The organism is Pseudomonas sp. PGPPP1 (assembly GCF_002255865.1).
Taxonomy (GTDB): Bacteria; Pseudomonadota; Gammaproteobacteria; order Pseudomonadales; family Pseudomonadaceae; genus Aquipseudomonas; species Aquipseudomonas cremoris.
Window position 1 is genome coordinate 64,863 of record NZ_NKIG01000027.1, and the last position, 24,310, is coordinate 89,172.

At 61.4% G+C, this 24,310-nt stretch carries 20 protein-coding genes; 2 read left to right on the forward strand and 18 right to left on the reverse strand.

Annotated features, from left to right (window positions below):
• Window positions 1-16: 16 nt before the first annotated feature.
• The 5 genes from CFE47_RS24560 to CFE47_RS24580 form a co-directional block, all read right to left on the reverse strand.
• Window positions 17-1,390 carry a PIG-L deacetylase family protein gene (locus CFE47_RS24560; RefSeq protein ID WP_286841042.1) on the reverse strand — a complete coding sequence of 458 codons (1,374 nt, stop codon included), beginning with the start codon at window positions 1,388-1,390 and terminating at the stop codon, window positions 17-19.
• A complete protein-coding gene (locus CFE47_RS24565; protein WP_185705012.1) occupies window positions 1,387-2,283 on the reverse strand; it encodes a GNAT family N-acetyltransferase in 897 nt (298 codons plus the stop codon). Before CFE47_RS24565 ends, CFE47_RS24560 begins: the two co-directional genes overlap by 4 nt.
• Window positions 2,283-3,413 carry a glycosyltransferase gene (locus CFE47_RS24570; protein ID WP_286841045.1) on the reverse strand — a complete coding sequence of 377 codons (1,131 nt, stop codon included), beginning with the start codon at window positions 3,411-3,413 and terminating at the stop codon, window positions 2,283-2,285. The genes CFE47_RS24565 and CFE47_RS24570 overlap by 1 nt, the downstream gene beginning before the upstream one ends.
• The gene (locus CFE47_RS24575; protein ID WP_185705008.1) at window positions 3,397-5,154 is read right to left on the reverse strand and encodes a carbamoyltransferase family protein; all 1,758 of its coding nucleotides are present in this window, start codon (window positions 5,152-5,154) and stop codon (window positions 3,397-3,399) included. Before CFE47_RS24575 ends, CFE47_RS24570 begins: the two co-directional genes overlap by 17 nt.
• Window positions 5,155-5,407: 253 nt before the next feature.
• Window positions 5,408-5,725: a YceK/YidQ family lipoprotein gene (locus tag CFE47_RS24580; RefSeq protein ID WP_286841047.1), complete on the reverse strand. Its 318-nt coding sequence runs from the start codon at window positions 5,723-5,725 to the stop codon at window positions 5,408-5,410.
• Window positions 5,726-5,900: 175 nt separating this feature from the next.
• Between CFE47_RS24580 and CFE47_RS24585 the strand changes: the two genes are divergently transcribed.
• Both CFE47_RS24585 and CFE47_RS24590 read left to right on the forward strand, forming a co-directional pair.
• Window positions 5,901-7,985, forward strand: a complete 2,085-nt coding sequence (locus CFE47_RS24585; RefSeq protein WP_286841049.1) for a TonB-dependent receptor family protein — start codon at window positions 5,901-5,903, stop codon at window positions 7,983-7,985.
• Between the two features lie 56 nt (window positions 7,986-8,041).
• The gene (locus tag CFE47_RS24590; protein WP_286841051.1) at window positions 8,042-9,415 is read left to right on the forward strand and encodes a surface-adhesin E family protein; all 1,374 of its coding nucleotides are present in this window, start codon (window positions 8,042-8,044) and stop codon (window positions 9,413-9,415) included.
• Between the two features lie 6 nt (window positions 9,416-9,421).
• Here CFE47_RS24590 and CFE47_RS24595 read toward each other — a convergent pair whose 3' ends face one another.
• From CFE47_RS24595 to CFE47_RS24655, 13 genes are all read right to left on the reverse strand, one after another.
• Complete coding sequence (locus tag CFE47_RS24595) at window positions 9,422-10,348, reverse strand: ABC transporter permease (RefSeq protein ID WP_286841053.1); 927 nt, start codon at window positions 10,346-10,348, stop codon at window positions 9,422-9,424.
• Entirely contained in the window at window positions 10,348-11,295 is a 948-nt protein-coding gene (locus tag CFE47_RS24600; protein WP_286841055.1) for an ABC transporter permease, read from the reverse strand. The genes CFE47_RS24595 and CFE47_RS24600 overlap by 1 nt, the downstream gene beginning before the upstream one ends.
• Window positions 11,288-12,811, reverse strand: coding sequence for a sugar ABC transporter ATP-binding protein (locus CFE47_RS24605; protein WP_286841057.1), 1,524 nt, complete (start codon window positions 12,809-12,811; stop codon window positions 11,288-11,290). Before CFE47_RS24605 ends, CFE47_RS24600 begins: the two co-directional genes overlap by 8 nt.
• On the reverse strand, window positions 12,811-13,791 hold the full coding sequence (locus CFE47_RS24610; protein WP_286841059.1) for a sugar ABC transporter substrate-binding protein: 981 nt from the start codon (window positions 13,789-13,791) through the stop codon (window positions 12,811-12,813). The genes CFE47_RS24605 and CFE47_RS24610 overlap by 1 nt, the downstream gene beginning before the upstream one ends.
• A gap of 272 nt (window positions 13,792-14,063) precedes the next feature.
• Window positions 14,064-15,497, reverse strand: a complete 1,434-nt coding sequence (locus CFE47_RS24615) for a lipopolysaccharide kinase InaA family protein (protein ID WP_286841061.1) — start codon at window positions 15,495-15,497, stop codon at window positions 14,064-14,066.
• The gene (locus CFE47_RS24620) at window positions 15,497-16,249 is read right to left on the reverse strand and encodes a lipopolysaccharide kinase InaA family protein (RefSeq protein WP_286841063.1); all 753 of its coding nucleotides are present in this window, start codon (window positions 16,247-16,249) and stop codon (window positions 15,497-15,499) included. Before CFE47_RS24620 ends, CFE47_RS24615 begins: the two co-directional genes overlap by 1 nt.
• Window positions 16,246-16,980 (reverse strand): lipopolysaccharide kinase InaA family protein, encoded by a 735-nt coding sequence (locus CFE47_RS24625; RefSeq protein WP_286841065.1) that lies wholly within the window; start codon window positions 16,978-16,980, stop codon window positions 16,246-16,248. The genes CFE47_RS24620 and CFE47_RS24625 overlap by 4 nt, the downstream gene beginning before the upstream one ends.
• On the reverse strand, window positions 16,980-17,786 hold the full coding sequence (rfaP, locus tag CFE47_RS24630) for a lipopolysaccharide core heptose(I) kinase RfaP (RefSeq protein WP_286841067.1): 807 nt from the start codon (window positions 17,784-17,786) through the stop codon (window positions 16,980-16,982). The genes CFE47_RS24625 and rfaP overlap by 1 nt, the downstream gene beginning before the upstream one ends.
• A complete protein-coding gene (locus tag CFE47_RS24635) occupies window positions 17,783-18,907 on the reverse strand; it encodes a glycosyltransferase family 4 protein (RefSeq protein ID WP_286841069.1) in 1,125 nt (374 codons plus the stop codon). Before CFE47_RS24635 ends, rfaP begins: the two co-directional genes overlap by 4 nt.
• Entirely contained in the window at window positions 18,907-19,968 is a 1,062-nt protein-coding gene (gene waaC, locus CFE47_RS24640; RefSeq protein WP_185704993.1) for a lipopolysaccharide heptosyltransferase I, read from the reverse strand. The genes CFE47_RS24635 and waaC overlap by 1 nt, the downstream gene beginning before the upstream one ends.
• 1 nt (window position 19,969) lies before the next feature.
• Window positions 19,970-21,004 carry a lipopolysaccharide heptosyltransferase II gene (waaF, locus tag CFE47_RS24645; RefSeq protein WP_286841071.1) on the reverse strand — a complete coding sequence of 345 codons (1,035 nt, stop codon included), beginning with the start codon at window positions 21,002-21,004 and terminating at the stop codon, window positions 19,970-19,972.
• A gap of 54 nt (window positions 21,005-21,058) precedes the next feature.
• Window positions 21,059-23,998 carry a bifunctional [glutamate--ammonia ligase]-adenylyl-L-tyrosine phosphorylase/[glutamate--ammonia-ligase] adenylyltransferase gene (glnE, locus tag CFE47_RS24650; RefSeq protein ID WP_286841073.1) on the reverse strand — a complete coding sequence of 980 codons (2,940 nt, stop codon included), beginning with the start codon at window positions 23,996-23,998 and terminating at the stop codon, window positions 21,059-21,061.
• Window positions 23,995-24,310 (reverse strand): hypothetical protein (locus CFE47_RS24655; RefSeq protein WP_286841075.1); only part of this gene is annotated, 316 nt, incomplete at its 5' end. The genes glnE and CFE47_RS24655, both read right to left, overlap by 4 nt.

Sequence of the window (24,310 nt, forward strand, 5' to 3'; positions counted from 1 at the left end):
CTCTTCCTTTCACAGGTCACAAACGCCAGAACAATTCGTGTCGCCGTACCGCCTTGCGGAAAAATTCGTTCTCGCCATAGGGCGAGCGCGCCCGGCGGGCCAATGCTCGCTGCAACCAGCGACGCACGCGCCGCTTGAAGGGCGGCGCCGGTTGCAGGTCATGCATCATGCCCAGTGCCATGGCCTTGTCGCGCTGTTGCGCCAATGTCAGCGGCAGGCTGCAGGGGTGCAGCTCCTGAGTCGCGTCGAACAACGGCGGCAAGGCGATACCGGTGCCAGCATCGCCCATTGGCCAGCGGTCATTGTCGTGCAGGTGGTTGGCGTAGCCGAGCACGGTGGTCGGCTGCCATTCCAGGCCTTGCAAGGCTTGCAAAACGGCTTGCTGCGCACACACGTGATCGGGGTGTGGGTCCAGGACCGGATGGGGCAGCACAATGACTTCTGGGCGCGCCATCAACAACACGTGGCGCAGGTCGGCCAACAGGTTGTTCCACGTCGGCTGGCCATCGGCATCCGACGGCAACGGGAATGGATTGAACTGACGGAACGGTCGAACGTCCGTCAGCTCGGCTTCGCGGGAAGCAAAGGGCATGTCCGGTGCGGCTTGCATCGCCTGCAATTGCAGGCAGAAGTAGCCCAGTTGCACGCAGTGCGCTTGCGGCACACCGGCCCAAAGCGGCACGGCAATGCTGTCCCAGGCACGCAGGCGGCCCTTGATACGTGCGGCTTCCACCCCGTTCAGGCCCATCTGCTGGTAATGCTCGGCTTCAATTTCGCCAGCGGTGAGGGTCACGATCCACGGTTTTTGCGCCTGGCTGTAAAGGCCGAAAGCTGCCAACTCTGCATCGTCGGCATGGGGCGCGATGACCATCACCCGCTGCTCGCGATAGTCCGGCTGGGTCCAGGCCCACAGGCGAGGCGTACCGAGCAGGCGGCAATGGCGACCACGCAACTGCAGCCCACTCAGCTCCAAACCACTGAGGTTCAGGTAACGCAGCCCGTTGACACCACGCTCGAAGGTTTGCCGGTCGCCCGCAAACTCTACGCTCGGGTCGAGAAAACGCCCCAGCCAGTTGCTCTTGAGCTTGATCGCCAGCACCAGTGTTGCGTCCGGCGCCAGCAACTGGTCAAGCAGCAAACGCCCGCCTTCAAAGCGCACGCCGGTAAGCTCGGCATCCGCCGAGAAACGGTATTGATAATCTTCGTTGGGCGCATAAAACAGGTGGTCGGCAAACCAGGCCTCATGGGCTACCCAGGCCAGCACCGCCAACACCAGCGGCAACCACCAGGCCACCAGGATGCCAACCAGCACCAGCAACAACACACCAATCATCAGCGCCGCGCGCTTGTTACGCCGATGGCGCTTGAGCAATTGCTGCTTGCGGGTCATACGCACAATACCTGCACGGGGTTGCACCAACGGTCCTTGTATTCGCGATCGGCCCGGCCAAAGGAAAAACGTAGCGGCTTGCCGACTTCGCGTGCCTGCTCCCAGGCGCTCTGCGTATTGAGAAAACTCAGCACGCTGCCGGGGCTGAACGCACGGGTTTCAGGATCGACCCCGCCGTTGACGTACTCCACGCTGATCCATTCAGGCGACTCGACGCGGTACACCAACTGAATCGCGATCGGCGCATCGTTAAGGAAAATCACCGAGCCGATCAGCCACTCGCGCAGCAGTTCGATCACCTCGGCCAGACGCTCGGCCCCTGTGGCGACAAAGCCCCAACGGCGTAAAAACAAATCGCAGTAGATACGCGCCAGTTCAGCGCTGGAAAACTCGCTGACCGGCCGCACCACGCCGCCGGCCTCTTCCAGCAAGCGCAGCTCGCGGCGTTGGTTGTAGCGGAATTTCTTCGACAGTTCTTCCGGCGTGCGCGCCATGGCCAATTGCTCGGCCTGGGGCTTGAGACCGCTGAAACGGCCTTCGTTGAGTACCGACAAGTAACGCGCACGCTGGCGCAGGGGGGCTTGTGCATCGGCGGCGGCGGGCAGGATCACCTCGGCATTGCCCAGGTCGAACAGGCCTTTCTTGCCGCTGCGCTTGAGCACGTCCTTGGACAGGGCCAGGTCGCGCCCCCAAGTGGCGATACATGCCTTGAGTTCACCGGCCTGCTCCCAAGCCAGGTAACGCACCGGGATCTGCGCCAGCCCAGCCAGGCGCTCAATCACCTGCGGATGCGTTGCGACGCTGCCGCCAAAACGCTGCCAGGCCTCACTGTAGGCGGGCGCATCGACGACGGACCAGCCACGCTCGCGCCAGCCTTGGAATCGATTGAGCATCAAGCCCTCGCGGTCAGTTCAATAACGTGTGGCAATTGCCAGAAAGTGTCGCGTACCGCCTGATCCGAGAAGCGCGCGTGCAAACGCTCCAGCATCAGCTCGGCGCACTGGCGCTGCTGGTGTTGATCCATCGCGGCCAGGTGCCCCAAACCTTGGGCCAGGTGCTCGGCATCGCCGAAGGGGAACAGGATGCCCACGCCTTCGACCACTTCCCGTGCGCCGCCACAAGCGGTAGCCAGCAACGGTACGCCAGCGGCCATGGCTTCTAGCAGCACCATGCCGAAAGGCTCGTGGTCGGAGCTCAGCGCAAACACGTCAAAGGCACGGAAGTAGCGGCGTGCATCCGGGACTTGGCCGAGGAACAGCACCTTGTCGGCAACCCCCAGCTCGCGGGCCAGCTCCTTGAGGTCCTGCTCCAGACGCCCGGTACCGAGGATGGCCAGGCGGCTGTCGGCGGCCAACTGCGGCAAGGCCAGGGCAAACCCCTTAAGTAACGTGGCCTGGTCCTTGTCCGGGTGCAGGCGGCCGACATTGCCGACCACCCATTCGTCCGGCGAAAGCCCCAGGGCATCGCGCGCGTCATCCTTCGACACTTGCAGGGCCTGCAGGGCCTCGACATCGATGCGGTTGTACAAGGTCTGGATACGCGCCGCCGGCCAGTTTGGCAGGCAACGACGGATGTCATCGCGCACGGCGTCGGACACACCCAACAGGCTCAGGCGCTTGCGAAAAATCGAGGCAAACAGGCGGCGGCCACGGCGCTGGTAATCACCAAAGGCATGGTGCACGCCGATCACCTGCAAGCGCGTGGCGAGCAAAGCCACGTAGATCGGCTTGGCGCGGTGCGCAATGCAAAAGCTGAAGTTGCGCGATGCGGCAATCTTGCGCATCTCGGCGATGGCACCCAGCTTCAGGCCACGAATGGCCTTGGAGCTGAATTCCATGAACAACACTTCATCGCTGGCACAGCCGGCGGCCACCTCGGGGTCGGCGACCCCGGTGAGGAACACCGTGGTCACCTTGTAGCCGGAACCGGCAAACAAGCTGGCGTACTGCCGCGCGCAGTCAAGGAACGGCCCGTCATAGCCGTGGCAGAACTGCAGGACGTGGCGTTCAGCCGATCGCGTCATAAGGGTCCACGCCGTCTTTGACGACCAGGATGTCTTCCATGATCAGGTACTGCAGGTCGGAGCCGAAGAACATGTTCAACGCGTCGGTCGGCGAGCAGATCATCGCTTCGCCGCGACGGTTGAGCGAGGTGTTCAGCGACACGCCGTTGCCGGTCAACACTTCCAGCTCTTTCATCATGTCGTAGTAGCGCGGGTTGTACTCGCGCTTGAGTACCTGGGCGCGGGAGGTGCCATCTTCATGGACCACTTCCGGCACACGGGTCTTCCACTCTTCCGACACTTCAAAGGTGAAGGTCATGAACGGCGCCGGGTGATCGACCTTGATCATCTGCGGGGCCACGGTGTCGAGCATCGACGGGCAGAAAGGCCTCCAGCGCTCGCGGAACTTGATCTGGTGGTTGATGCGGTCAGCCACGCCGGTGGCACTTGGGCAACCGATGATCGAACGTCCGCCCAACGCACGCGGACCGAACTCCATGCGGCCCTGGAACCAGGCCACCGGGTTACCGTCGACCATGATCTTGGCGATGCGCTTGGGCATGTTCTCGATCTTGCGCCAGTTCGGCTTGCTCTCGTGCTTGGCGCACGCAGCGATCACGTCTTCGTTGCTGTAGGACGGGCCGAGGTAGACGTGTTCCATCTTCTCGACCGGTACGCCACGGGCGTGGGACACGTAGGCTGCAGCGCCCACTGCGGTGCCGGCATCGCCGGAAGCTGGCTGTACGAAAAGCTCTTTGACGTCATCGCGGGCAATGATCTTCTGGTTCAGCTTCACGTTCAACGCGCAGCCACCGGCGAAGGCCAGCTTGCCGGTGTCCTTGAGGATGTCGCCCAGGTAATGGTCGATCATCTGCAGGGCAAGTTTCTCGAACAGCGCTTGCATGCTGGCGGCGTAGTGGATGTAAGGCTCGTCGGCGATGTCGCCTTCGCGTTTCGGGCCCAGCCATTCGATCAGTTTTGGCGAGAAGTAGAACCCCTTGCCCTTCTCTTTATAGCGGCGCAGGCCGATAACGTTGGCGTAGTCGGTGTTGATCACCAACTCGCCGTTTTCAAAGGAGGCCAGGCGCGAGAAATCGTATTTGCTGGCGTCGCCGTAAGGCGCCATGCCCATGACCTTGAACTCACCGTCGAGCATCTCGAAACCGAGGAACTCCGTGATGGCACCGTACAGGCCACCCAGGGAGTCTGGATCGTAGAATTCCTTGATCTTGTGGATCTTGCCGTTCTCGCCGTAGCCAAAGAACGTGGTGGCGTACTCACCTTTACCGTCGATGCCGAGGATCGCAGTTTTCTCCTGGAAGCCGGAGCAGTGGTAGGCGCTGGAAGCGTGGGCCAAGTGGTGTTCAACCGGTTCGATCTTGATTTTCTTCGGATCGAAGCCCAGTTGCTCCAGGCACCAGACGATCTTGTTGCGATAGCGCTTGTAGCGACGGTTGCCCATCAGGATCGCGTCGAGGGCGCGGTCCGGGGCATACCAGTAACGCTTGGCGTAGTGCCAGCGCGCCTCGCCGAACAGGCTGATCGGGGCAAACGGGATCGCCACAACGTCAACGTCGGAAGGCTTGATGCCGGCCTGCTCCAGGCAGAACTTCGCCGATTCGTAGGGCATGCGGTTCTTTGCATGTTTGTCGCGTACGAAGCGCTCTTCTTCGGCGGCCGCGATCAGCTTGCCGTCGATGTACAAGGCTGCGGAAGGATCATGGCTAAGGGCGCCGGACAGGCCAAGAATCGTCAATGCCACAGGGGTCTAGCCTCTTTTAGTCTGCATGCAGGCGGGTCGCGCCTGAAAAAAGTGTGCTTCCTGCCTGGGCAGGAAACAGCTAAAGGGCGGGATTATAGCGTAAACAGGCGCAGGGATGATCTAGTGAAAGTGATGACGCGTTGCCAGCGGGTCTTTTGACCTACGACTGATGAACAGGCCGCTCAGGCGCAAAGGGCAAGGCTCATGCGCGGCATGGCGGGCTATGCTGGAGCGGTATCCATGATCGACTGGATCACCAATAGATGCTCAGGTTGCCGTCTTTTTCCTGGCGATAAAGGGTGTAGGGCAGTACAAACGTGTCAGCCGCCCCAGACATGGCCAGATCCAGCAGCACCAGCGGCACCAGTACTCCGGTGTAATCGGGAGGCGCATTCAGCAGGCAAAAATCAAACGCCAGGCCGCTGTAGACCCTCGGAATGGACTGACAATAGGTTTGTTGCTTGCGCAGTTGACGGGTAGCGGCAATATCTTCGCGAAACACCGTATTGAGTGTGCCGCAGCCACTGACCAGTGAAATCACCCCCAGTACCGCCAGCTTTTTAATCTGCATGGTGAGCCTCCAGAAAATCGTTCGCCACGCTACCACCCGCCCATTCGTCGATTCAGCCCAGACACACCGACACGTCACGTGGGAAGAATCCGAAATGGTAAAAAATCACCAAGTCACTAAACTCGCGCCCCTTTGCGCGTTTATCTCCTAGCGCGCCACGGATTTCGGCTGACTCATGAATACCTTCACTCGCTTTACTCTTTTACTTCCAGGACTGCTCGCGCTGAACGATGCCGCATCAGCCGATGACGCAACGCTGACCCTCGATCCCAGCGTCGTCACCGGCTCACGCAGCGCCAGCCCAACTTTCGACCTGCCCTATTCGGTCGACAGCATCAGCCGCGAGCAGATCAGCGACGGCCAACTCGGTATCAACGCCTCTGAAGCGCTGTCCCGCGTGCCCGGCCTGGTGGTGCAGAACCGCCAGAACTATGCGCAGGACTTGCAGATTTCCTCCCGTGGCTTCGGCGCCCGTTCGGCCTTTGGCGTACGCGGTATCAAGCTGATCGCCGACGGCATCCCCGCCAGCACCCCGGACGGCCAAGGCCAGGCGGCCACGTTCAACCTCGACACCGCCGAGCGCATCGAAGTACTGCGCGGCCCGGCCGCCACCCTGTATGGCAGCAACGCAGGCGGCGTAATCCAGATGTTCTCCCGCGACGGCGACGGCCCGCCGCGTATCGGCGCCGAAACGCTGGTGGGCAGCGATGGCATGAGCAAGAACCACCTGACCGCCGAAGGTGCGGCCAATGGCGCGGGCTTCGTGCTCGATGCCTCGCGCATGGACACCGACGGCTATCGCGACCACAGCAGTGCGCGGCGCGACCAGACCTTTGCCAAGCTCAACTTCCAGCCGGATGACGACAGCAAGCTGGCGCTGATCTACAGCAGCCTGGAGCAGAACGGCACGCAGGATCCGCTGGGGCAGACGTGGAGTGCGTACAAGGCTGATCCGCGCTCGGTGAGCAGTAGCGCCCTAACGTACAACACGCGCAAAAGCATCGATCACCAACAACTGGGGACGAATTACGAGCGGTACTTCGGCGATGCAACATTGCAAGTGAATGCGTATACGGGGCGGCGGAGTGTGATTCAGTACTTGTCGATTCCCAAAGGCACACCCTCCAATGAGCGCGGCGGTGGCGTGGTGCAATTCGACCGTAAGTTCTACGGTGGCAGCGTGCGCTGGATGCAGCCCATCGAAAGTGCGCCGGGCGAACTGATGATCATCACCGGCCTGGACTTCGACCAGAGCGAAGATAGCCGCCATGGCTATCAAAACTACAGCGGTACCGCCCTAGGCGTAAAAGGAGAGCTGCGTCGTGATGAGATCGACACCGCCCGCAGCATCGACCCTTATGTTCAGGCTAACTGGGCCTTGGGCAACTGGACCCTGCAAGCCGGTGTACGCCATAGCACCATGGAACTGGACGTTGACGACCAATACCTGAGCAACGGCGACTCCAGCGGCAGCAAGACCTACCAGAAAAACACCCCGTCGATGAGCCTGATGTATGCCTTCACGCCCCAGTTGCACGGTTATGTCAGCGCAGGCAAAGGCTTTGAAACACCCACCCAGGCGGAACTGGCGTATGCGCCAGGCGGTGTCGAGGGTTTCAACTTCGGTCTAAAACCGTCTGAAAGCACGCAATATGAAGTAGGCCTGAAGGCACAACTGAACAACACAAAAATCAACGCTGCCGTGTTCCAAATCACCACTGAAGATGAACTGGTCATCAACAAATCCGAGCAAGGCCGTACCAGCTACCTTAACGCCGGCCGCACCCTGCGTCGCGGCTTCGAACTGGGCATCGAAAGCCAACTCAGCGAACAGTGGAGCACGAACCTCGCCTACACCCGCCTGCAAGCCACCTACGACAGCGACTTCTCCAACAGTGGAAAGGCTATCGAGAAGGGCAACTATCTCCCCGGCGTCCCGCAAACCACGCTGTTCGCCGAACTCAACTGGAAGCCCCGCGACTGGGTCAGCACAGCCATCGAAGGCATGTACCGCAGCAAGGTCTACGTCGAAGACACCAACAGTGAGCGCGCCGCACCGGCCTACAGCGTGTTCAACTGGCGCGCACGCTTCGAACAGAAGGTCGAGCACTGGACCTTCCACCAGACCCTGCGCCTGGATAACCTGCTGGACCGCCAGTACGTGGGTTCAGTGATCGTCGGCGACAGCAACAACCGCTACTACGAAGCCGCACCGGGCCGCTCGTGGTACGCCGGCGCTGGCGCCGAATACACTTTTTAGGCCACCACATTTTTGACCGAGTTGGACGGCCATCCATCTTTGAGCAAGGAACGCATATGAAACGCCTCGCAATTGTCGTCGCCCTAGGCCTGCTCGGTGGCTGCAGCCTCAAACCGGTCAAGAGCGGCCCCGAATTCGGTGAAGTGCTCAAGCAACCACCCTTGGCCGACTCGATCCTGCGCGACGGCGACCAACTCAGCTACCAGGTCCACCTGACGACAAGCAAAGGCTCCAACGTGCCGGATATCGCCCAGGTCCGGGCTTCTTGCGCCACTCCAGAGGCGAGCCTGTTATTTCTGGAGTCGCCCGGCTCCCTCGCGGCGAACGGTCAGCCCGTACGCTTTACCGTGATGCGCACTTTCGCGCCAGAGGCGGTGGGTTATCTCAAGCAGAACAGCGGTTTTATCGATGCCTGCGCCACGACGCCGCGCCCCGACTGGCGGCTTGCCAACGGCACAGCCAGCGGGCGCCAGGGGCTGATCGACCGTGCCAGTCTCAAGCCCGTGGGTGACAGCGTGCACGTGTGGGCTGCGGTGGATGAGCCGTTCATCCTGACCAACAAACTCAAGAAGATGCCCTACGCCCAGACACGCATGCATTGGCAGGTCAATTGCAGCCGCAAGACCTACCGCGCCCTGGCCACGTTCGGCCTGAACGAGAACAACGTGGTGACCTTCGGCAACATCGAAAACGCGCCCCAGGACCAGCCGTTCAACAGCGCAGAAACCGATACCCAAACCCTGCTCAACGCCGCTTGCTCGCCCACGCTCGCGCAGATGCCCACCGCAACGGCACGCACCAAGTCCGAACAAATACTGACGCCTGCCCCGCTTTCGGCAGACATTGAACAGGCGACCCACGCCCTGGGCATGCCAACCCCCAGCAAGACATTCCGCCATCTGGTGCAAAAACGCGACATGGGTTACGGCCCGATGCAGATCGACCTCTACCTCGAGCCCAAGGCACAGAGCGGCCAATTCACTATCCGCAACGTCACCCAGTACTCGACCTACACCACCACTACATGGCGAGGGCTGTTCAACCTGTCGTTCCAGAGCCGATACAAGATGGACGGGATCAATGTCTCGTCCGCCAGCCATCTCCAGCAACTGAGCTTTATCGGCGACTGGCAGCAAATGCCGGTGGGCGCGACGCTGGGCTACAGCACCGTGGAGATGAACCGCACCACCACCCAGGAAGATCGCGCGCTGATCCGCAACACCCGCTGCGTGGTGAAACGCGAACTGCCCGCCAGCAAGCTCAACAGCGCGCTGACCGGCACGGCCAAAGAGTTGAATTGCACCACGACCGGTGAGAAATACAGCGCCACCAGCACCGAACTGTACCTGCAGGACTATGGGTATTTCTTCACCCGCCAAAGCGACAGCGCGACCACCAAAATGCGCTACACCTTGGAGAAAGCCGAATAACCCCGGTCAATGGCGCTCCAGCACGCGCCGACTGGCAAAGCTGAAGGTCAACACCACAAAAATCAGCACGCCGGTCGCCACCTGCTGCCAGTAAAAATTCCAGCCGATCAGCAGCAGGCCGTTGGCAATCACGTTGATAAACAGCACGCCCAACAGGGTCCCGGGAATATTCGCCCGACCCTGTCGGTTCAAGGTGGTGCCGATAAACACCGCGCCAATCGCATTGAGCAAAAACGCGTTACCGGACAGCGGCACGTAGGCGCTCACCGTCGAGCTGAGCAACACCCCCGCCACCCCGCACGCCAACGCGGTCGCCAGCGCCACCACGGTGACGATGCGCCGCACCGACAACCCTGAGTAATACGCCAGCAGCGGCTGGGTGCCTTGAGCCAATAACTCACGGCCCAAACGGCCGCGCGCAAGGGCCAGGCCATAGAACAGCGCCAACCCCAAGACGATCAACAACGGCGTGAGCCCGGTCAGTTCCGGTTTCAAGCCTTGGGCGATATAGATCGGCTGGCCGCCATCCGAGAGCAACTGTTGGGCACTGGTGCCGATGAACAGGGTGCCCAGGGTGGCCAGGAACGGACTGATCCGCAGCCCGGCGATCAGCCCCGCATTCACCACACCCACCAGCAACGCGGCAACCAGCGCGCCCGTGGCAGCGAATGCCAAGCCATGCCCGCCATTGAGCAGCACCACAAAACTGAAGCTGGCGAAATCCAGCGCCGTGCCCACCGACAGGTCGATGCCGCCGGCCGCCACCGCATAGGTCATGCCGATGGCGACAATCGCCAACAACACGAAGTTGTTCAGCACCAGGCTTTTCAGGTTGCCGCTGCTCAGGAACCCCGGCGCCTGCACGGCAAACACCACGACGATCAGCACAAACACCAACGGCAAGGTCAGCGGCAACAACGCGCGCGGATTCATCAACGGGCTCCTCTATTCAATGCGCTGGAGGCGGCCACCACTAACAGGATCAGCACGCCCTGCACGCCATTGACCCAGAAGCTCGACACGTTGAGCAGCTGAAAACCGTTGATCAAAAAGCCGATCAGCAACGCGGCGAGCAAGGTGCCCGGAATGCTCGCCACCAGCCGCCTTGAAAACACCACACCGAGGAAGGCAATCGCCACCACCGACAGCAGCATGTCGCCAGAACCGGTAGTACTGCCGCTGAAAAATGCCGCCGAACACAACGCCGCCACTGCCGCGCACAGCCCCGACAGCGCATAACTCGACAACACATAGCCGGGCACGCGGATGCCTGCGGCTTCGGCGGCCTGAGGGTATTCGCCCACCGCATGCAGGCGCAGCCCGTACGCCGAATGCTGGATCAGCAATGTCAGCACCGCAGCCGTCAACAACAGCACCCAGGCCAGGGCCGGCACGCCCCACCAAGCGCCGCCACTGAGCAGGTCCAGCAATGGCGAATCGGTGGACACCACGGTGTTTTCCGTCAGCACCAACTCCAGCCCAGCCAACACATTCATACTCGCCAGCGTCGCCAACAACGACGGCAAGCGCAGCACCACCACCGCCAAACCATTGAGCAGGCCGACCGCCAGGCCGCAGCCCAGGGTCAGCAGCAAGGTCAACCAAAGGTCCAGGCCGGCATTGTTGAGGCGACTGAACACCGCCGCGCACAACCCCAGGTTAGCTGCCAGCGACAGGTCGAGCCCACCGCCCACCACATTCGAACCGCCGCCGATAATCACGCACGTCAGCCCAAACGCCAGCACGCCGAGGATCGCCGACTGGCTGAACACATTGGCCAGGTTGCCGATCGACAAGAAGTTCGGCGCGGCCACCGCGAACCCCAGCAAGATCGCCAGAAACGCCGCCACCGAACCACGCCGCAGTATCGCCTCAAGCATGTTCGACCTCCCGCGCGGGCGCAGCCGCAGCCGGTACCGCCCCCGTGGCGCAGGCCAGCAATTGATCGCTGTCCGCCTCCCCCGCACGGAATTCACCGGCAATCTCACCGCGATGCAGCACCAGGATTCGATCACTGATCCCCAACAATTCGGGCAGGTCCGACGACAACACCAACACCGCCGCACCCTCTTCTACCAGCCTCCCGATCAAGCGATAGATCTCCACCTTGGCGCCCACATCCACACCCACGCAGGGCTCGTCCAACAAGTACACCGCCGAACGACGGCTCAACCATTTACCCAAGGCGACCTTCTGCTGGTTACCGCCACTCAACTGGCTGACGGCAGCAGTGGGCCCTGGCGCCTTGATCGCCAATTCATCGATCAGCCGCACACTTTCGGCTTGCTCCTGACGACGGCTGAGCAAGCCCCAACGGGTAAACCGCCCAAGCCCCGCCAACGTCAGGTTCTCCAGCACCGACAGCACGGGTGCGATGCCCTGGCTGCGGCGCTCCTCCGGCACCAACGCAATGCCTTCGGCAATCGCCTGGCCCGGTGAGCGCATTCGCAACAGACGCCCCTCCAGATGGATGCTGCCCGTGTCGGCGCGCTCTATGCCAAACAAGGTCTTGAACAATTCCTTGGCACCCGAGCCCACCAACCCGGTCAGCCCGACGATTTCACCGCGCCGCACTTCAAGGTCGATCTGTCGATAATGCCGCGCCAGGCTCAACCCACTGACCTGCAACAACGGCTCGCCCAATTCCACCGCCGCCTTGGGGTACATCTCCTGCACCTCGCGATTGACCATCAGCCGCGCTATTTCTGCAGTGGGCGTGTGCCGAGGCTGCACCACCGCCACATCGCGGCCGTTGCGCAGCACCGTGACCTCGTCGCACAGGCTGTCAATTTCCTGCAGGTAATGGGAGATATACAAGATGGACAAGCCCTGCTCGCGCAAGCGTTTGACGATGCGTAGCAACTGGTCGACTTCACGCTTGACCAGCGCCACGCTGGGCTCGTCGAACACCAGAATCTTTGGCTGACGAATCAGCGCCCGAGTGATTTGCAGCACCTGGCGCTCGGCGCTATTGAGCTCGCCCACCAGCGCACCGGCGGGCAGTTGCAACTCAAAATATTGCGCCAGCAATCGGTCCGCTTCGCGCTGCTGGCGACGCCGATCCACAAACGGCCCCCAGCGTAATTCATGCCCAAAAAACAGCGCCTCGCCCACGGTAAAACTGGCAGGCAGCAGCCTTTCCTGATGGATGAACTGCACGCCCAACGTATCTACCTGGCGTGGCGACAGTGCCGCATACGCTTGGCCATCAATATTCACCTGCCCCGCGTCGGCCCTGTAAATACCGGCCAGCACTTTGATCAAGGTGGACTTGCCGGCGCCGTTCTCACCCACAAGACCATGAATGGTGCCGCGCTCGACCTTGAGGCTCGCGCCGTCCAGCGCCAGGGTGGCGCCAAAGCGCTTATGCAGGTTTTGCAGGTGCAACGCCGCCATCAGTCACCCCGCAGTTGCTGGACCTGCGCCAGGTTGCCGGCTGTGGTCAGCAGGGTTGCCACATGGGTTTCCTTCGGCAGGTCACGCTGCCCGGCCAAGTAGCGCGCCACGTTCTGCACAGCGGTCTTGCCGATCAGCGCCGGTTGCTGCGCCACCACCGCGCCCACCGGCGAGTTCGCCTGGCCGAGCAACGCCAGCACTTCCGGCGTGCCGTCGACGCCATACGTCTTGATCTCGGTGCGTTTGGCGTCGATCAACGCCTTGCTCGCGCCCAACTGCGGAATGTCCCACGCCGACCAGATCGCCGAGACACTGCCTGCCGGGTATTTGTTGAGCAACGCCGAGACCTGGGAGTAGGCGTCCTGCACGGTGTTGGGGATCACGTCGCGCAGCTCCGGCTGGATGATTTCCAGCTGTGGGTAATCCTTGAGCGCCAGTTTCAGCTGGTCATAACGGATCGCACACACCGGCACGCCGTAGAAGCCATTGAACACCAGGATCTTGCCTTTACCGTCGGCGTCCTTGATCAATTGCTCGGCCAGTGCCTTGCCGGTGGCGACGTTGTCGGAGGTGGTGTTGTTCAGGCTGTATTGCGACGGAGCGTCGATGGTGAACAGCGGAATGCCGGCCTTACTGATGCGCTTGAGCCACGGGTCGATAACGCTGAGGGTACCGAGGGTCTGGATCACCGCGTCGGGTTTCTGGGTGACTACGGTTTGCAGTTGGGTCACCAGGTTCTTGTCGTTGCGCCCCGCATCCAGGGTGATAGGCGTACCGCCCAGGCGCTTGATCTCGTCAACCTGGGCCTGGAACGCCTTGATATCGAAATAGTGACTGGTGCCGGTCATGCTCACCGCGATGCGCTTTCCAGCCAGGGAAGGCACGGCGTCATCGCCGTCTGCGGCATGGGCAGCGCAGCTCAGCAGCAAGGCGGCGCCGAGGCAGATCAAACGGGAAAGCGAGGTAAGGCTGGAAGGCATACAGGGCTCCTGGGCCACCGGTGAAAGGGTTCACCCGATGACATTGCAGAGCCCGTGCCAGGATTTTTAGCTAACCAAATCAAACAGATAAAAGCGCTTCGTACAATGGGGCTGTCCCTGACGCACAGAACTGCCTAAACACTGTTGCCCACGCAACACTTGTAGGAGCGAGCTTGCTCACGATAAAGCGTTAACGATGACGTGGGCATCCTGAATTTACGCGGTGCCCTGGAGCTTTTCACGAGCAAGCTCGCTCCTACAGGGGGGGACGTTTATTTGGGCAGTCGCTGATCAATCAGTTGATACAACGCACTCTCTGGCGACCAATTGCGCATGAACCGCGCACGGTCCTTGGCATACGCCGAGGCGAAGCTGGCGTCGGAACTGTGTTGGCACATGGCGTCCAGGTCGATCAGCGACCAGCGATCCTTGTCCCAGAACAGGTTGTGCCCCTTGAAGTCGCCATGGCTGATGCGTTCGCGGATCAGCTCGGCGAACAAATGGTCCAGGGCCAGCAGTTCAGCTTCCGGCGCATCGCCGTTTTCGACGTAGGGCGCAAAGCGCTCGATGATGTCCGGGCCCGGCAGGTATTCAGTGATCAGGTACGCACGGCTGCGCAGCCAAAAGAAGCGCTTCTCCAACACTGCCAGCGGCTTGGGCGTGGCAATGCCGAGGAACGCCAGGCGATTGCCTTCGCGCCACGAATGCCAGGCACGACTAGGGCGCCAGAACCGTTTGAGCCAATGGGCAAACCCTTTGATGTTGTAGCGTTTGATCACCAGCGGTCGACCAGCCACGTCGACCTTGGCCACACTGGCGGCACCGCCGGTCTTGTACAAGTGACCCTGGTCCAACAGCACATCCGCTTGCGCCAGCACCGGCAGCATTGCGGGTTCTTCCTCGCGACGAATCGCGCGCAGGGCAAAAGCCCCCCGCACCACGCTGAACAACGTGCACTCGCGACCGACTTTGCTCAAATAGTCCTTAAGGCGCCAAGCGCTGACCTTGCGCACCTGCTTTTCCAGGGCTTCCAACGGTAAGGCGTGTTCACCGTTGCTCAACAGGTAATACACCAGCAACTCTTCGGTAAACGGCTCAAGGTTTTTCGGCAACTGGGCAAAAAACACCCCGAGGTTTTCCAGAACGCGGTTGCGCGACAGGGGTTTGCCCGCTTCTTCGACGCGAATGCCGCCACCATCGATCAGGTATAGCTTGCCGTCCTGGCGCAACAGGTTGTCCAGATGCAAGTCTTCTTGCCACAGGCCCTTGGTGTGCATCTGCGCGATCGCGCCCAAGGCTTCGGCGAGCACTGCGGTTTGCTCGTCAGCCAGCGGTGGCAATGCTTCGACGGCATGCCAGGCATCCGCCAGGCTTTCGGCGCCTTCGATAAACTCGAACAACAGCCAGCCACCGTCGCCTTCCTGTAAGCCATCGGCCAGCAACATCGGCGTGGTCAAGCCTTGTTCAGCCAGCAGACGTACACCTGCAAGCTCACGCTGAAAATGCCGCGCGGCCTTGTTGCCGATCAACAATTTGGCCAAAACCGGGCGACCGCGCCATACCGCTGCACCGACATAACGCTCGCCCGGCAGTACCCGCAGCAGGCTCAGCAGTTGCAACTGGCCAGGGCCCGCCGCATCGGCAAGCTCAATGGTCAAGGGCAAGTCGGGTGTACGGCCGGCAGTTTTCAGCTCGGACAAACGCATCAGCGGTTTTCCTTGTGGCTACGACGGGCGCTCAGGCGCTGATACCAAGTGGCGACCAACGCACTGTCTTCAGGCTGATCCAGGTACGCCGCCAACAGTTGGCGCACCTGAGCATCTGACCATTGCGGCGCGCGGCGCAGCAGCGGCTCCAGATCCTTCACCCGATCACGCCAGCCGAACAACAGTGGGCGGGTTTTCTCCAGGTCGATCAACTGCGCGGCGTAGCCGTCGCCGGCAGCCTGCAAGAAAATATGCTTGGGATAAAAACAGCCGTGCACCTGCCCAACGCTGTGCAATTGACGAGCAAGCTGCCCACACGCCAACAGGATCGCGCGATGCTGGGCATCACTCAGTTGTGGCCACTCGTCCAGCAATGAATCCAGGTCATTCCAACCGTCCAGGGCACGGGTCAGCAGCATGGCTCGGTGTTCGCCATCCACTTTTCGCTCACCATAGAACGCGGCCTGCAACGCGGGAATGCCGAGGTTGCGGTAACGGCTGATATTGCGAAACTCGCGGGAAAAACTCGGTTCGCCAAATGGCCGATGCAGGCTGCGCGTCAAGTAGTTGCTCTGGCGCTTGAGGTAGTAGCCCTGGCCGTCGAGCTCCAGGCGAAACACACTGCTCCAGCCGCCACGACTGGTATTGGGTTCGTCCACCGCGTCCAATTGCTTGGCCCACAGTGAGTCGAATGTGGCGAGGCCATGGCGCTCTAACAGCGCACGGTCCTCAGCCGCCAGAAAATCACTCATTCGCGCCCCTCAAAAAACTTCACGACATGACGAATACGCTGCTTGTCCGACGCAGTCAGGTGCCGGCGCTGGCGATACTGCATGTAAAAGCGCAGGCGCTGGGTGGCCGACAAATGATACTTGGCCACCTTGTCCAGGCAGGCCAGGTCTTTGGTGATGCGATATTTAAGCCAGAAGCCGCGCCAGAAATCACCGTTCGGGCAGTCGATCAGGTACAGGGTCGACTGGTCATCCACCAGCAGGTTGCGCCACTTCAAGTCGTTATGAGTAAAGCGGTGATCGTGCATGGTGCGCGTGTATTCGGCGAGCTGACGGCTCACCGCATCGACCCACTTGGGGTTGCGCAGGCGCGCATCGTTACGCTCGGCCAACACCGACAGGTCTTCGGTCCTGGGCAACTCGCGGGTGATCATCGCGCCACGGTCATAGGCCAGGCCATTGCGCTCCAGCCCCCATGCAACCACGTCAGCGGTGGGAATACCCCACTTGGCGAAGCGCTTGAGGTTCTGCCATTCGGACTTCACTCGCGGCTTGCCCAGGTAGCGCCGCAGGCCCTTGCCGGCACCGGTGTAGCGCTTGACGTAATAATTGACCCCACCGCGTTCAACCCGGATCACTTCCGACAACGGGTCACGAGTCAGGCGTTCGCCTTGCAGGGCGAATACCGCTTCAAGGCTGCCAAAGTCATCCGCCAGGTTGGCGTAGGCAGGTTCCAGGTTCCAACCCGCCATCAGATCGCATCCCCCAAGCGCTGCTTGCGCGCGTAAAGCTTGTCGGCCTTGCGCTGCAACAGGCTCAACGACGCCGATTGCTCCGCCAGGATCTGGCGCAGCGGCTGACGGAAGTAACCCTTGAGGAAGCGCAGCTTGTCACGACGAGTCAGGCCAATGTCCAACGCCGAGTAGTACAGCGCGGAGAGGTCCTTGTCGCGCCAGCGCAGCGGCAAATGGGCACGCAGTTGGGCGCGATGCAGGTCGATCACCGACAGCTTGATGTTTTTCGCGTCGATGGGCTGCGCGGTGTCCAGCAGGAAGTGGCACAGGTAGCAGTCGCGATGATTTACGCCGCCACGGTGCATGTCGCCGACCATGCGCGCCAACTCGGCAGTCAGGGCATGGCGCAACGCAGGGGTTGGCGGTTCGGCCACCCAGTTGACTGTCAGGTCTTCAAGGCTGACGGTCGGCGCCAGCTCTTCGGTGATGATGAACGAATGCTGGTCTGCCGGGTTGCTGCCCTTTTCGCCGAAGGCTACGCCGGTCATGGTAGGCACGCCGAGATCCTGCAGGCGATGGATCGCCGCCCACTCAAGGCCTGCGCCCAGCACCGGCAGCTTGGCGGTGATCAGGTTCTTGAAGATCTCTCCCCAGCCAATGCCACGGTGGATCTTCACGAAATACGGACGCCCATCCACCACGGTACGCAAGGTGCGGCGCGCCGCCAGCTCACGGAATACTTCGCCTTGCAGTTTCTCGACTTCGGCAAAGGCATCAAGCCCAGCCCATAACGTCTTGAACGGTTCGGCAAGAATCAACTTCATCGTTTTGGCTCCGCCAGAATCACATCCGCAGCGTGCTGCGGCATGCTGTAGAGGTCGGCCGTCTCGGCGAAGGCCAACCCATTGCGGCCCCAGGCCGCGCGCTGTGCAGTGTCGGTGAGCATCTGTGTCAGGTACTGGTTGAGCTGGTTCTGCTCGAACGGCTCGTCCAGCACCAGGCCGCAATCGGCTTCGGCGATGTAGTGGGCATAACCACACACGGCCGAGACCAGCACCGGCAACCCGGCCACCAGGGCTTCAAGCAGCACAGTGCCGGTGTTTTCGTTGTACGCCGGATGGATCAATAGGTCGGCGCCCAACAGGAATCGCGGGATATCGCTACGCCCCTTGAGGAACTGCACGTTATCCCCCAGGCCCAGCGCGGCGCTTTGCAGCTGGAATACTTTGGGGTCGTCCTGGCCGATTACAAACAGGCGCGTGCGTTTTTTCAGCTCCGCCGGCAACGCGGCCACGGCCTTGAGGCTGCGGTCGACGCCCTTGGTCTTGAAGCCCGAGCCGATTTGCACCAGCAACAAGTCGTCGTCGCCCAAGTTGAATTCCTTGCGGAACCCTTCGCGAATCTCAGCCGCATTCGGCGGCGCGCGGCGGTCCTGAGCAATGCCCGGCGGCAGCAGGTGGAAACGTTCGAGCGGCGTGTCGTAATGCTTGATGAACAGCGGCTGCTGCACTTCGGAAATCATCAAGACTTCGGTCTTGGCGTCCTTGGCGAACACTGCGCGCTCATAGTCGGCAAAGTGTTTGTAGCGACCAAAATAACGGTACAGACCGTGGCGCAGGTTTTGCGCCTTGTCTTCAAAGCAGCCATCGGCGGCGTAATACACGTCCAGGCCGGGCATTTTGTTGAAGCCGATCAAGCGGTCCACCGGGCGTTTGGCCAGGTCGGCCTCCATCCAGGCGCTGAGTTTTTCATTGCGCCGATGATTGAAGAACGCCTTGACCGGCGCCACCAACACTTCGAAACCGGGCGGAATGTCACCTTCCCAGATCAGCGTGTAGACACGAATCTGATGGCCGCGCTGCTGGCACTCCAGGGCGATGCGCATGAAGTCGCGCTGCAAGCCGCCGAAGGGGAAGTATTTGTACAGAACAAAAGCCAGTTGCATCAGTGCAGCTCCTCAGCCAGTAACAACGTGCTCAGTCGGCTTGCCACACGCTCAGGGTTCAAGCGCGTGAAGCACAGGGGCGACTCGCGCTTGATGTCGAACCGACGCAGGTCGTCGGCCGTCGGTTGATAGGTACATTGCTTTTGCAGGCACGGTGCGCAGGCGAAGTCGCTCGCCAGGTGGATCTGGCCCTTGCCATAGGCGCCCGTGAGACCAGGGTTGGTTGGGCCAAACAGCGAGATAGTCGGCACATCCAGCGCGGCGGCGAGGTGACCGAGACCGGTGTCCACCGCCACGCAGGCACGCGCACCGGCCAATACGCGAGCCACACCGGCCAGGTTCAACTTGGGCAGCACTTCGGCGTTTTTCAGGCCTTGGGCCAGGCGCTCGGCACGGGCTTTTTCGACGGCATTACCCCAGGGCAATTTCACGTCCACGCCCAGGCGGCCCATGCGCTCGGCCAGCTCGCGCCAGTAGGCTTCGGGCCAGTGCTTGGTGTCCCAGGTGGTGCCGTGCAATAGCAAAACGAAAGGCTTTTTCGGCGGTAGACCGATCAGCTTGTCGACACTCAGACCGTAATCGCCCAAAGCCTTGGGCAGGTCATAGCCGAGGGCCACGGCGAACAATTGGCGCAGACGCTCCACCGCGTGCTGCCCACGGGCCACGGCCAAGCGGCGCGAGTAGAAACGCGCGGCGATGGGTTCACGGGCGGAGTTTTTGTCAAAGCCGGCCACCGGGGCACGCACGTAGCGAGTCAGCCAGGCGCTCTTGAACAGGCCCTGGGCATCGATCACCAGATCATATTTGGTCGATTGGACTTGCTGCTTGAAGCGCCGCCATTCGCCGCTCTTGATGGTCTGCCAGATATTTTTGCGCCAGCGACGAATCGCTACCGGGATCACCTTATCGACCGCCGGGTGCCAGGTTGGGATTTCGGCAAAGCCTTCTTCCACCACCCAGTCGAATCGAATGCCGGGGATCGCCCGCGCCGCGTCGGTCAATGCCGGCAAGGCGTGGATCACGTCGCCCAGGGATGAGGTCTTGATTACCAGAACGCGCAAACTATCGGACCTCGTCCGCAGGACCTTGCAACCGCTGCAAGGCTTCGTTCACCGGCTGCGGCAGCAACTGGCGCATGCAGTTGTAGTGGCCGAAACGGCAGGTGCGCTCGAAACACGGGCTGCACTCCAGCCCCAGGCGCACCACTTCAACCTTGTCGGCCAGTGGCGGCGTGAAGCCTGGTGAAGTAGAGCCATACACCGCCACCAGAGGGCGGTTCAGCGCAGCGGCTACGTGCATCAGGCCGGAATCGTTGGACACCACCGAATCGGCACAGGACAGCAGGTCGATCGCTTCGGCGAGAGATGTATCGCCACTCAGGTTGACGGCTTCCTCGCGCAGGCCTGGGATCAGGCGCTGGCGAATGTCTTCACCGACCGGGTGGTCTTTTTTCGAACCGAACAGCCACACCTGCCAACCTTCGCGGATCTTGGCCTCGGCAACTTTTGCGTAATGCTCCGACGGCCAGCGTTTGGACTCGCCAAACTCGGCGCCCGGGCACAGCGCCAATACCGGACGATCCAGGGTCAGGCCGAACTTGGCCAACGCCGCGTCGCGGCTCACCGGGTCGATCTGCAAGCTCGGGCGCGGGTACGGCTGCGGCAACTCGGCCCCCGGCGCGTAGGCCAGGGCCATGAAGCGCTCGATCATCAGTGGGTAGCGGGCCTTGTCCAACGTGCGCACATCGTTAAGCAGCACGTAGCGAAACTCGCCGCGCCAGCCGGTGCGCTTGGGGATGCCGGCAAAGTACGGCACCAGCGCGGATTTCAGCGAGTTGGGCAGCAGTATTGCTTGGTCGTACTGGCCGCCCAGGGATTTGCCGATGCGACGACGCGTAGCAAGCTCAAGGGCACCGTGGCCGAGCGGAAAGCTCAAGGCCGCGCGCACTTGCGGCATACGCTCAAGGATCGGGCGGCTCCACTCAGGGGCGAGCACGTCGATCTGGCAGTCGGGATGACGCTGTTTCAGGCACTGGAACAGTGTCTGCGCCATCACCATGTCACCGACCCAACTGGGCCCAACGATCAGAATATTCATGTAGTTTCCACAAACGATGCGGGGAGGCTTATGCCTCCCCGCCCTAATAGTGTTTCAGCTCAACCCCAGCTCCTGCCAGATTCGCATCACCTGACGCCGTTCGTCGGCGAACTGATCCCCGGCCACCGTACCGGCCTCGTTTTGCAAGGCCTGGCGGTGCGCGGCGGAACGGTAGGCCTTATACACCTCGCGCAGCAGATGGGCATCGGCGGCGGGCATCAAGCCCACCTGCTCCAGGCCTTCCAGAATGCGGATATTGTCGGTGTAGCGCAGCAACGATGGATGTTGCGCAGACCACGCCAAAGCCGCGTATTGCACCATAAATTCAATATCGACGATACCTCCGGCGTCCTGCTTGAGGTCGAACGCCGCCGTGGCCTCGAAGGCATTGGCGCCGGTGCCGGCCGCCGTGGTCTTGGTGCCCAGGTTATCGCGCATCTTGGCGCGCATCTCGCTGACCTCTTGGCGCAGCTTGGCCAGGTCGCGCTCACGGCCTAACACTTTTGCCCGCACCTGCTCGAACGCATGGCCCACATCCTGGCTCCCCACCAGCACCCGTGCACGGATCAGGGCCTGATGCTCCCAGGTCCAGGCTTCATTTTGTTGGTAGCGATCAAACGCTCCCAGCGAGCTGACCAAAAGCCCGGAAGCACCGGAAGGCCGCAGGCGCATGTCCACTTCATACAATTGGCCGGAGTTGGTCTGGGTGGTCAGCAAGTGAATGATCCGCTGGCCCAGGCGCGTGAAGAACTGCGCACCATCAATCGGCTTCGCGCCATCGGTTTCAGCCTGCGGGTCGCCATCGTGGATAAACACCAGGTCCAGGTCCGAACCATGCCCCAATTCGATGCCGCCGACTTTCCCGTAACCGACAATGATGAACCCAGGGTCGCACAAGGTGCCGTCCAACCGCTGAGGCGAGCCATGGCGCGCCACGGTCTGGCGCCAGGCCAGGGCCAGCACCTGTTCGAGGATGGCTTCGGCGAGCCAGGTCAGGTAGTCGCTGACTTTCATCAGCGGCAGGCTGCCGGCGATTTCCGACGCGGCCACGCGCAGGCGGTGCGCCAGCTTGAAGTGACGCAGGGCTTCCATTTGCTGCTCAAGGTCATCCTCAGGGATGCGCGTAAGGCGTTCGCGCAACTCGGCGGCCAACTCCGGCGCCAGTGGCGGCTTGAATAGGCGCCCCTCGTTGAGCAATTCGTCCAGCAGCAGCGGGAAGCGGGTGATCTGCTCGGCGATCCACGGGCTGGCGGCGCACAGGGTTAGCAGGCGCCGCAGGGCGTCGGGGTTTTCCGTGAGCAGGACGAGGTAGGCGGAACGACGGGCCACGGCTTCCACCAGTGGCAATACGCGCTCCAACACTAGGTCCGGGTTGGCGTGTTCGACAGCCTGGGCCAGCAGGCGCGGGATGAACGCATCCAGGCGCTCACGCCCGAGGCGCTGCATGGCGCGCAATTGCGGGCTGTTGCGCAGACCGGCCAGGGCCTTGAGGGCCTTGGTCGCATCGGTAAAGCCGCCTTCGGCCAGTTGGCGGCAAGCGGCCTCTTCATCTTGGGATTCTTCCCACAACGGCAGCCACTCACCGCCTACCACCAGCTCGCTTTCCTCGCCTTCCTCTTCATCCGGGTCGGCGATGACTTGGCGGAAATGCCAGTCCACTCGGCCACGCCAGTACATCAGTCGTTCGTGGAACGCAGCCCAATCGTCAAAGCCCAGCATAAAGGCAATGCGCGCCTGGTCTTCCGGACTGTCCGGGAGCATCTGGGTCTGGCGGTCGGCAATCGCCTGGATGGCGTGCTCGGTGTAACGCAGGAATTCATAGCCATCGCGCAATTCAGCGATCACTGCCGGCGGCAGATAACCCTGACCTTCCAGGGTGCCGAGCACCTTGAGCAGCGGGCGTTGTTGCAGGCTGAGGTCGCGGCCGCCGTGGATCAGTTGGAAGGCCTGGGCAATAAACTCGACTTCACGAATGCCGCCTGAGCCCAGCTTGATGTTGTCGGCCATGCCCTTGCGCCGCACTTCCTGCTGGATCAGCTGCTTCATGGTGCGCAGCGCTTCGATAGCGGAAAAATCCAGGTAACGCCGGTAAACAAACGGTCGCAACATGTCGAGCAACTGCGCGCCGGCCACCTGATCACCCGCCACCACCCGCGCCTTGATCATGGCGTAGCGTTCCCAATCACGGCCCTGGTCCTGGTAGTACTGCTCCAGCGCGTTGAAACTGAGCACTAGTGCACCGGCCGAACCGTAGGGACGCAGGCGCATATCGACCCGGAACACAAAACCATCGACGGTCATCGGGTCGAGGGCCTTGATCAGTTTTTGACCAAGACGGATAAAAAACTCCTGGTTGTCCAGGGAGCGCTTCACGCCCACGGTTTCGCCGCCCTCGGGGTAGGCGAAGATCAGGTCGATATCCGATGACAGGTTCAACTCGACCGCGCCGAGCTTGCCCATGCCCAGGATGACCATGTGCTGCGGCTCACCGCTACGCCGACCGGTAGGCGTGCCGAACTGCACGCAGTGGCGCTGGTACAACCATTGATAGGCCTGGTCGATGCTGGCGTCGGCCATATCGGAGAGGTCGCGACAGGTTTGCACCAGGTCGGCCTGGCGCGTCAGGTCACGCCAGATGATGCGCACCTGTTGGCGCGTGCGCTGGCGGCGCAGCACGCGGCCCAACTCATCTTCCGTTTCGGCTTGTTGCACAGCGCCGGCGATTTGCCCGCACAGCTCGCCGGGGGCAAAACCTCGGTCCAGCTCGCCCCAGGCCACCAGCTCCAGCAACATTAAAGGGTCACGAACACTCTGTTCAATGACGAAGTCACTGGCGGCGCACACGCGGGCGAAATCGGCCCAGCGTTGCGGCGTCCAGGTAGAAAGTCCATGATCGTCGTCCAGCGCGGCCACTGCGTCACGAAATGACTGCTCGGCCCGCTGGGCTTTTGGCAAGAGAATGGCCGGCAGTTCGGCCAGTGTTGGAAGGCTCATGGTCTATCCTTGATCGGCGTGTAATTGGCGACTTGTTGTGAACGCAAGAACCACGCTCGGTGAAGGACTGTCGAACAAAGGTTAGAAATAGCTGAAATTAATTTCATTTTGGCAGCCAACATCAAGCTTTCACCTTTTCTTGTTCGCAAAAGATCAACAATAACGATTATGCTCACCAGCCAGATCGAGCCATACGCTCGGTCTTGTGTAGTTTTACTACTCGTATATACATTCGAAAGGCTGAAATGGCCGACGATTTGTAGTAAAACTACAGGACGCCGAAGCAACCTTCGGCCATCCAAGAATTTATGT

What these genes read in the sequence shown, in the direction of transcription:
- CFE47_RS24570 (WP_286841045.1), bottom strand. Translation starts at nt 3,413, where the DNA reads ATGACGCGATCGGCTGAACGCCACGTCCTGCAGTTCTGCCACGGCTAT.
- CFE47_RS24635 (WP_286841069.1), bottom strand. Translation starts at nt 18,907, where the DNA reads ATGCAACTGGCTTTTGTTCTGTACAAATACTTCCCCTTCGGCGGCTTG.
- CFE47_RS24590 (WP_286841051.1), top strand. Translation starts at nt 8,042, where the DNA reads ATGAAACGCCTCGCAATTGTCGTCGCCCTAGGCCTGCTCGGTGGCTGC.
- CFE47_RS24585 (WP_286841049.1), top strand. Translation starts at nt 5,901, where the DNA reads ATGAATACCTTCACTCGCTTTACTCTTTTACTTCCAGGACTGCTCGCG.
- CFE47_RS24620 (WP_286841063.1), bottom strand. Translation starts at nt 16,249, where the DNA reads ATGAGTGATTTTCTGGCGGCTGAGGACCGTGCGCTGTTAGAGCGCCAT.
- CFE47_RS24615 (WP_286841061.1), bottom strand. Translation starts at nt 15,497, where the DNA reads ATGCGTTTGTCCGAGCTGAAAACTGCCGGCCGTACACCCGACTTGCCC.
- CFE47_RS24625 (WP_286841065.1), bottom strand. Translation starts at nt 16,980, where the DNA reads ATGGCGGGTTGGAACCTGGAACCTGCCTACGCCAACCTGGCGGATGAC.
- CFE47_RS24610 (WP_286841059.1), bottom strand. Translation starts at nt 13,791, where the DNA reads ATGCCTTCCAGCCTTACCTCGCTTTCCCGTTTGATCTGCCTCGGCGCC.
- rfaP (WP_286841067.1), bottom strand. Translation starts at nt 17,786, where the DNA reads ATGAAGTTGATTCTTGCCGAACCGTTCAAGACGTTATGGGCTGGGCTT.
- waaF (WP_286841071.1), bottom strand. Translation starts at nt 21,004, where the DNA reads ATGAATATTCTGATCGTTGGGCCCAGTTGGGTCGGTGACATGGTGATG.
- CFE47_RS24595 (WP_286841053.1), bottom strand. Translation starts at nt 10,348, where the DNA reads ATGAATCCGCGCGCGTTGTTGCCGCTGACCTTGCCGTTGGTGTTTGTG.
- CFE47_RS24565 (WP_185705012.1), bottom strand. Translation starts at nt 2,283, where the DNA reads ATGCTCAATCGATTCCAAGGCTGGCGCGAGCGTGGCTGGTCCGTCGTC.
- CFE47_RS24580 (WP_286841047.1), bottom strand. Translation starts at nt 5,725, where the DNA reads ATGCAGATTAAAAAGCTGGCGGTACTGGGGGTGATTTCACTGGTCAGT.
- CFE47_RS24560 (WP_286841042.1), bottom strand. Translation starts at nt 1,390, where the DNA reads ATGACCCGCAAGCAGCAATTGCTCAAGCGCCATCGGCGTAACAAGCGC.
- glnE (WP_286841073.1), bottom strand. Translation starts at nt 23,998, where the DNA reads ATGAGCCTTCCAACACTGGCCGAACTGCCGGCCATTCTCTTGCCAAAA.
- CFE47_RS24600 (WP_286841055.1), bottom strand. Translation starts at nt 11,295, where the DNA reads ATGCTTGAGGCGATACTGCGGCGTGGTTCGGTGGCGGCGTTTCTGGCG.
- CFE47_RS24605 (WP_286841057.1), bottom strand. Translation starts at nt 12,811, where the DNA reads ATGGCGGCGTTGCACCTGCAAAACCTGCATAAGCGCTTTGGCGCCACC.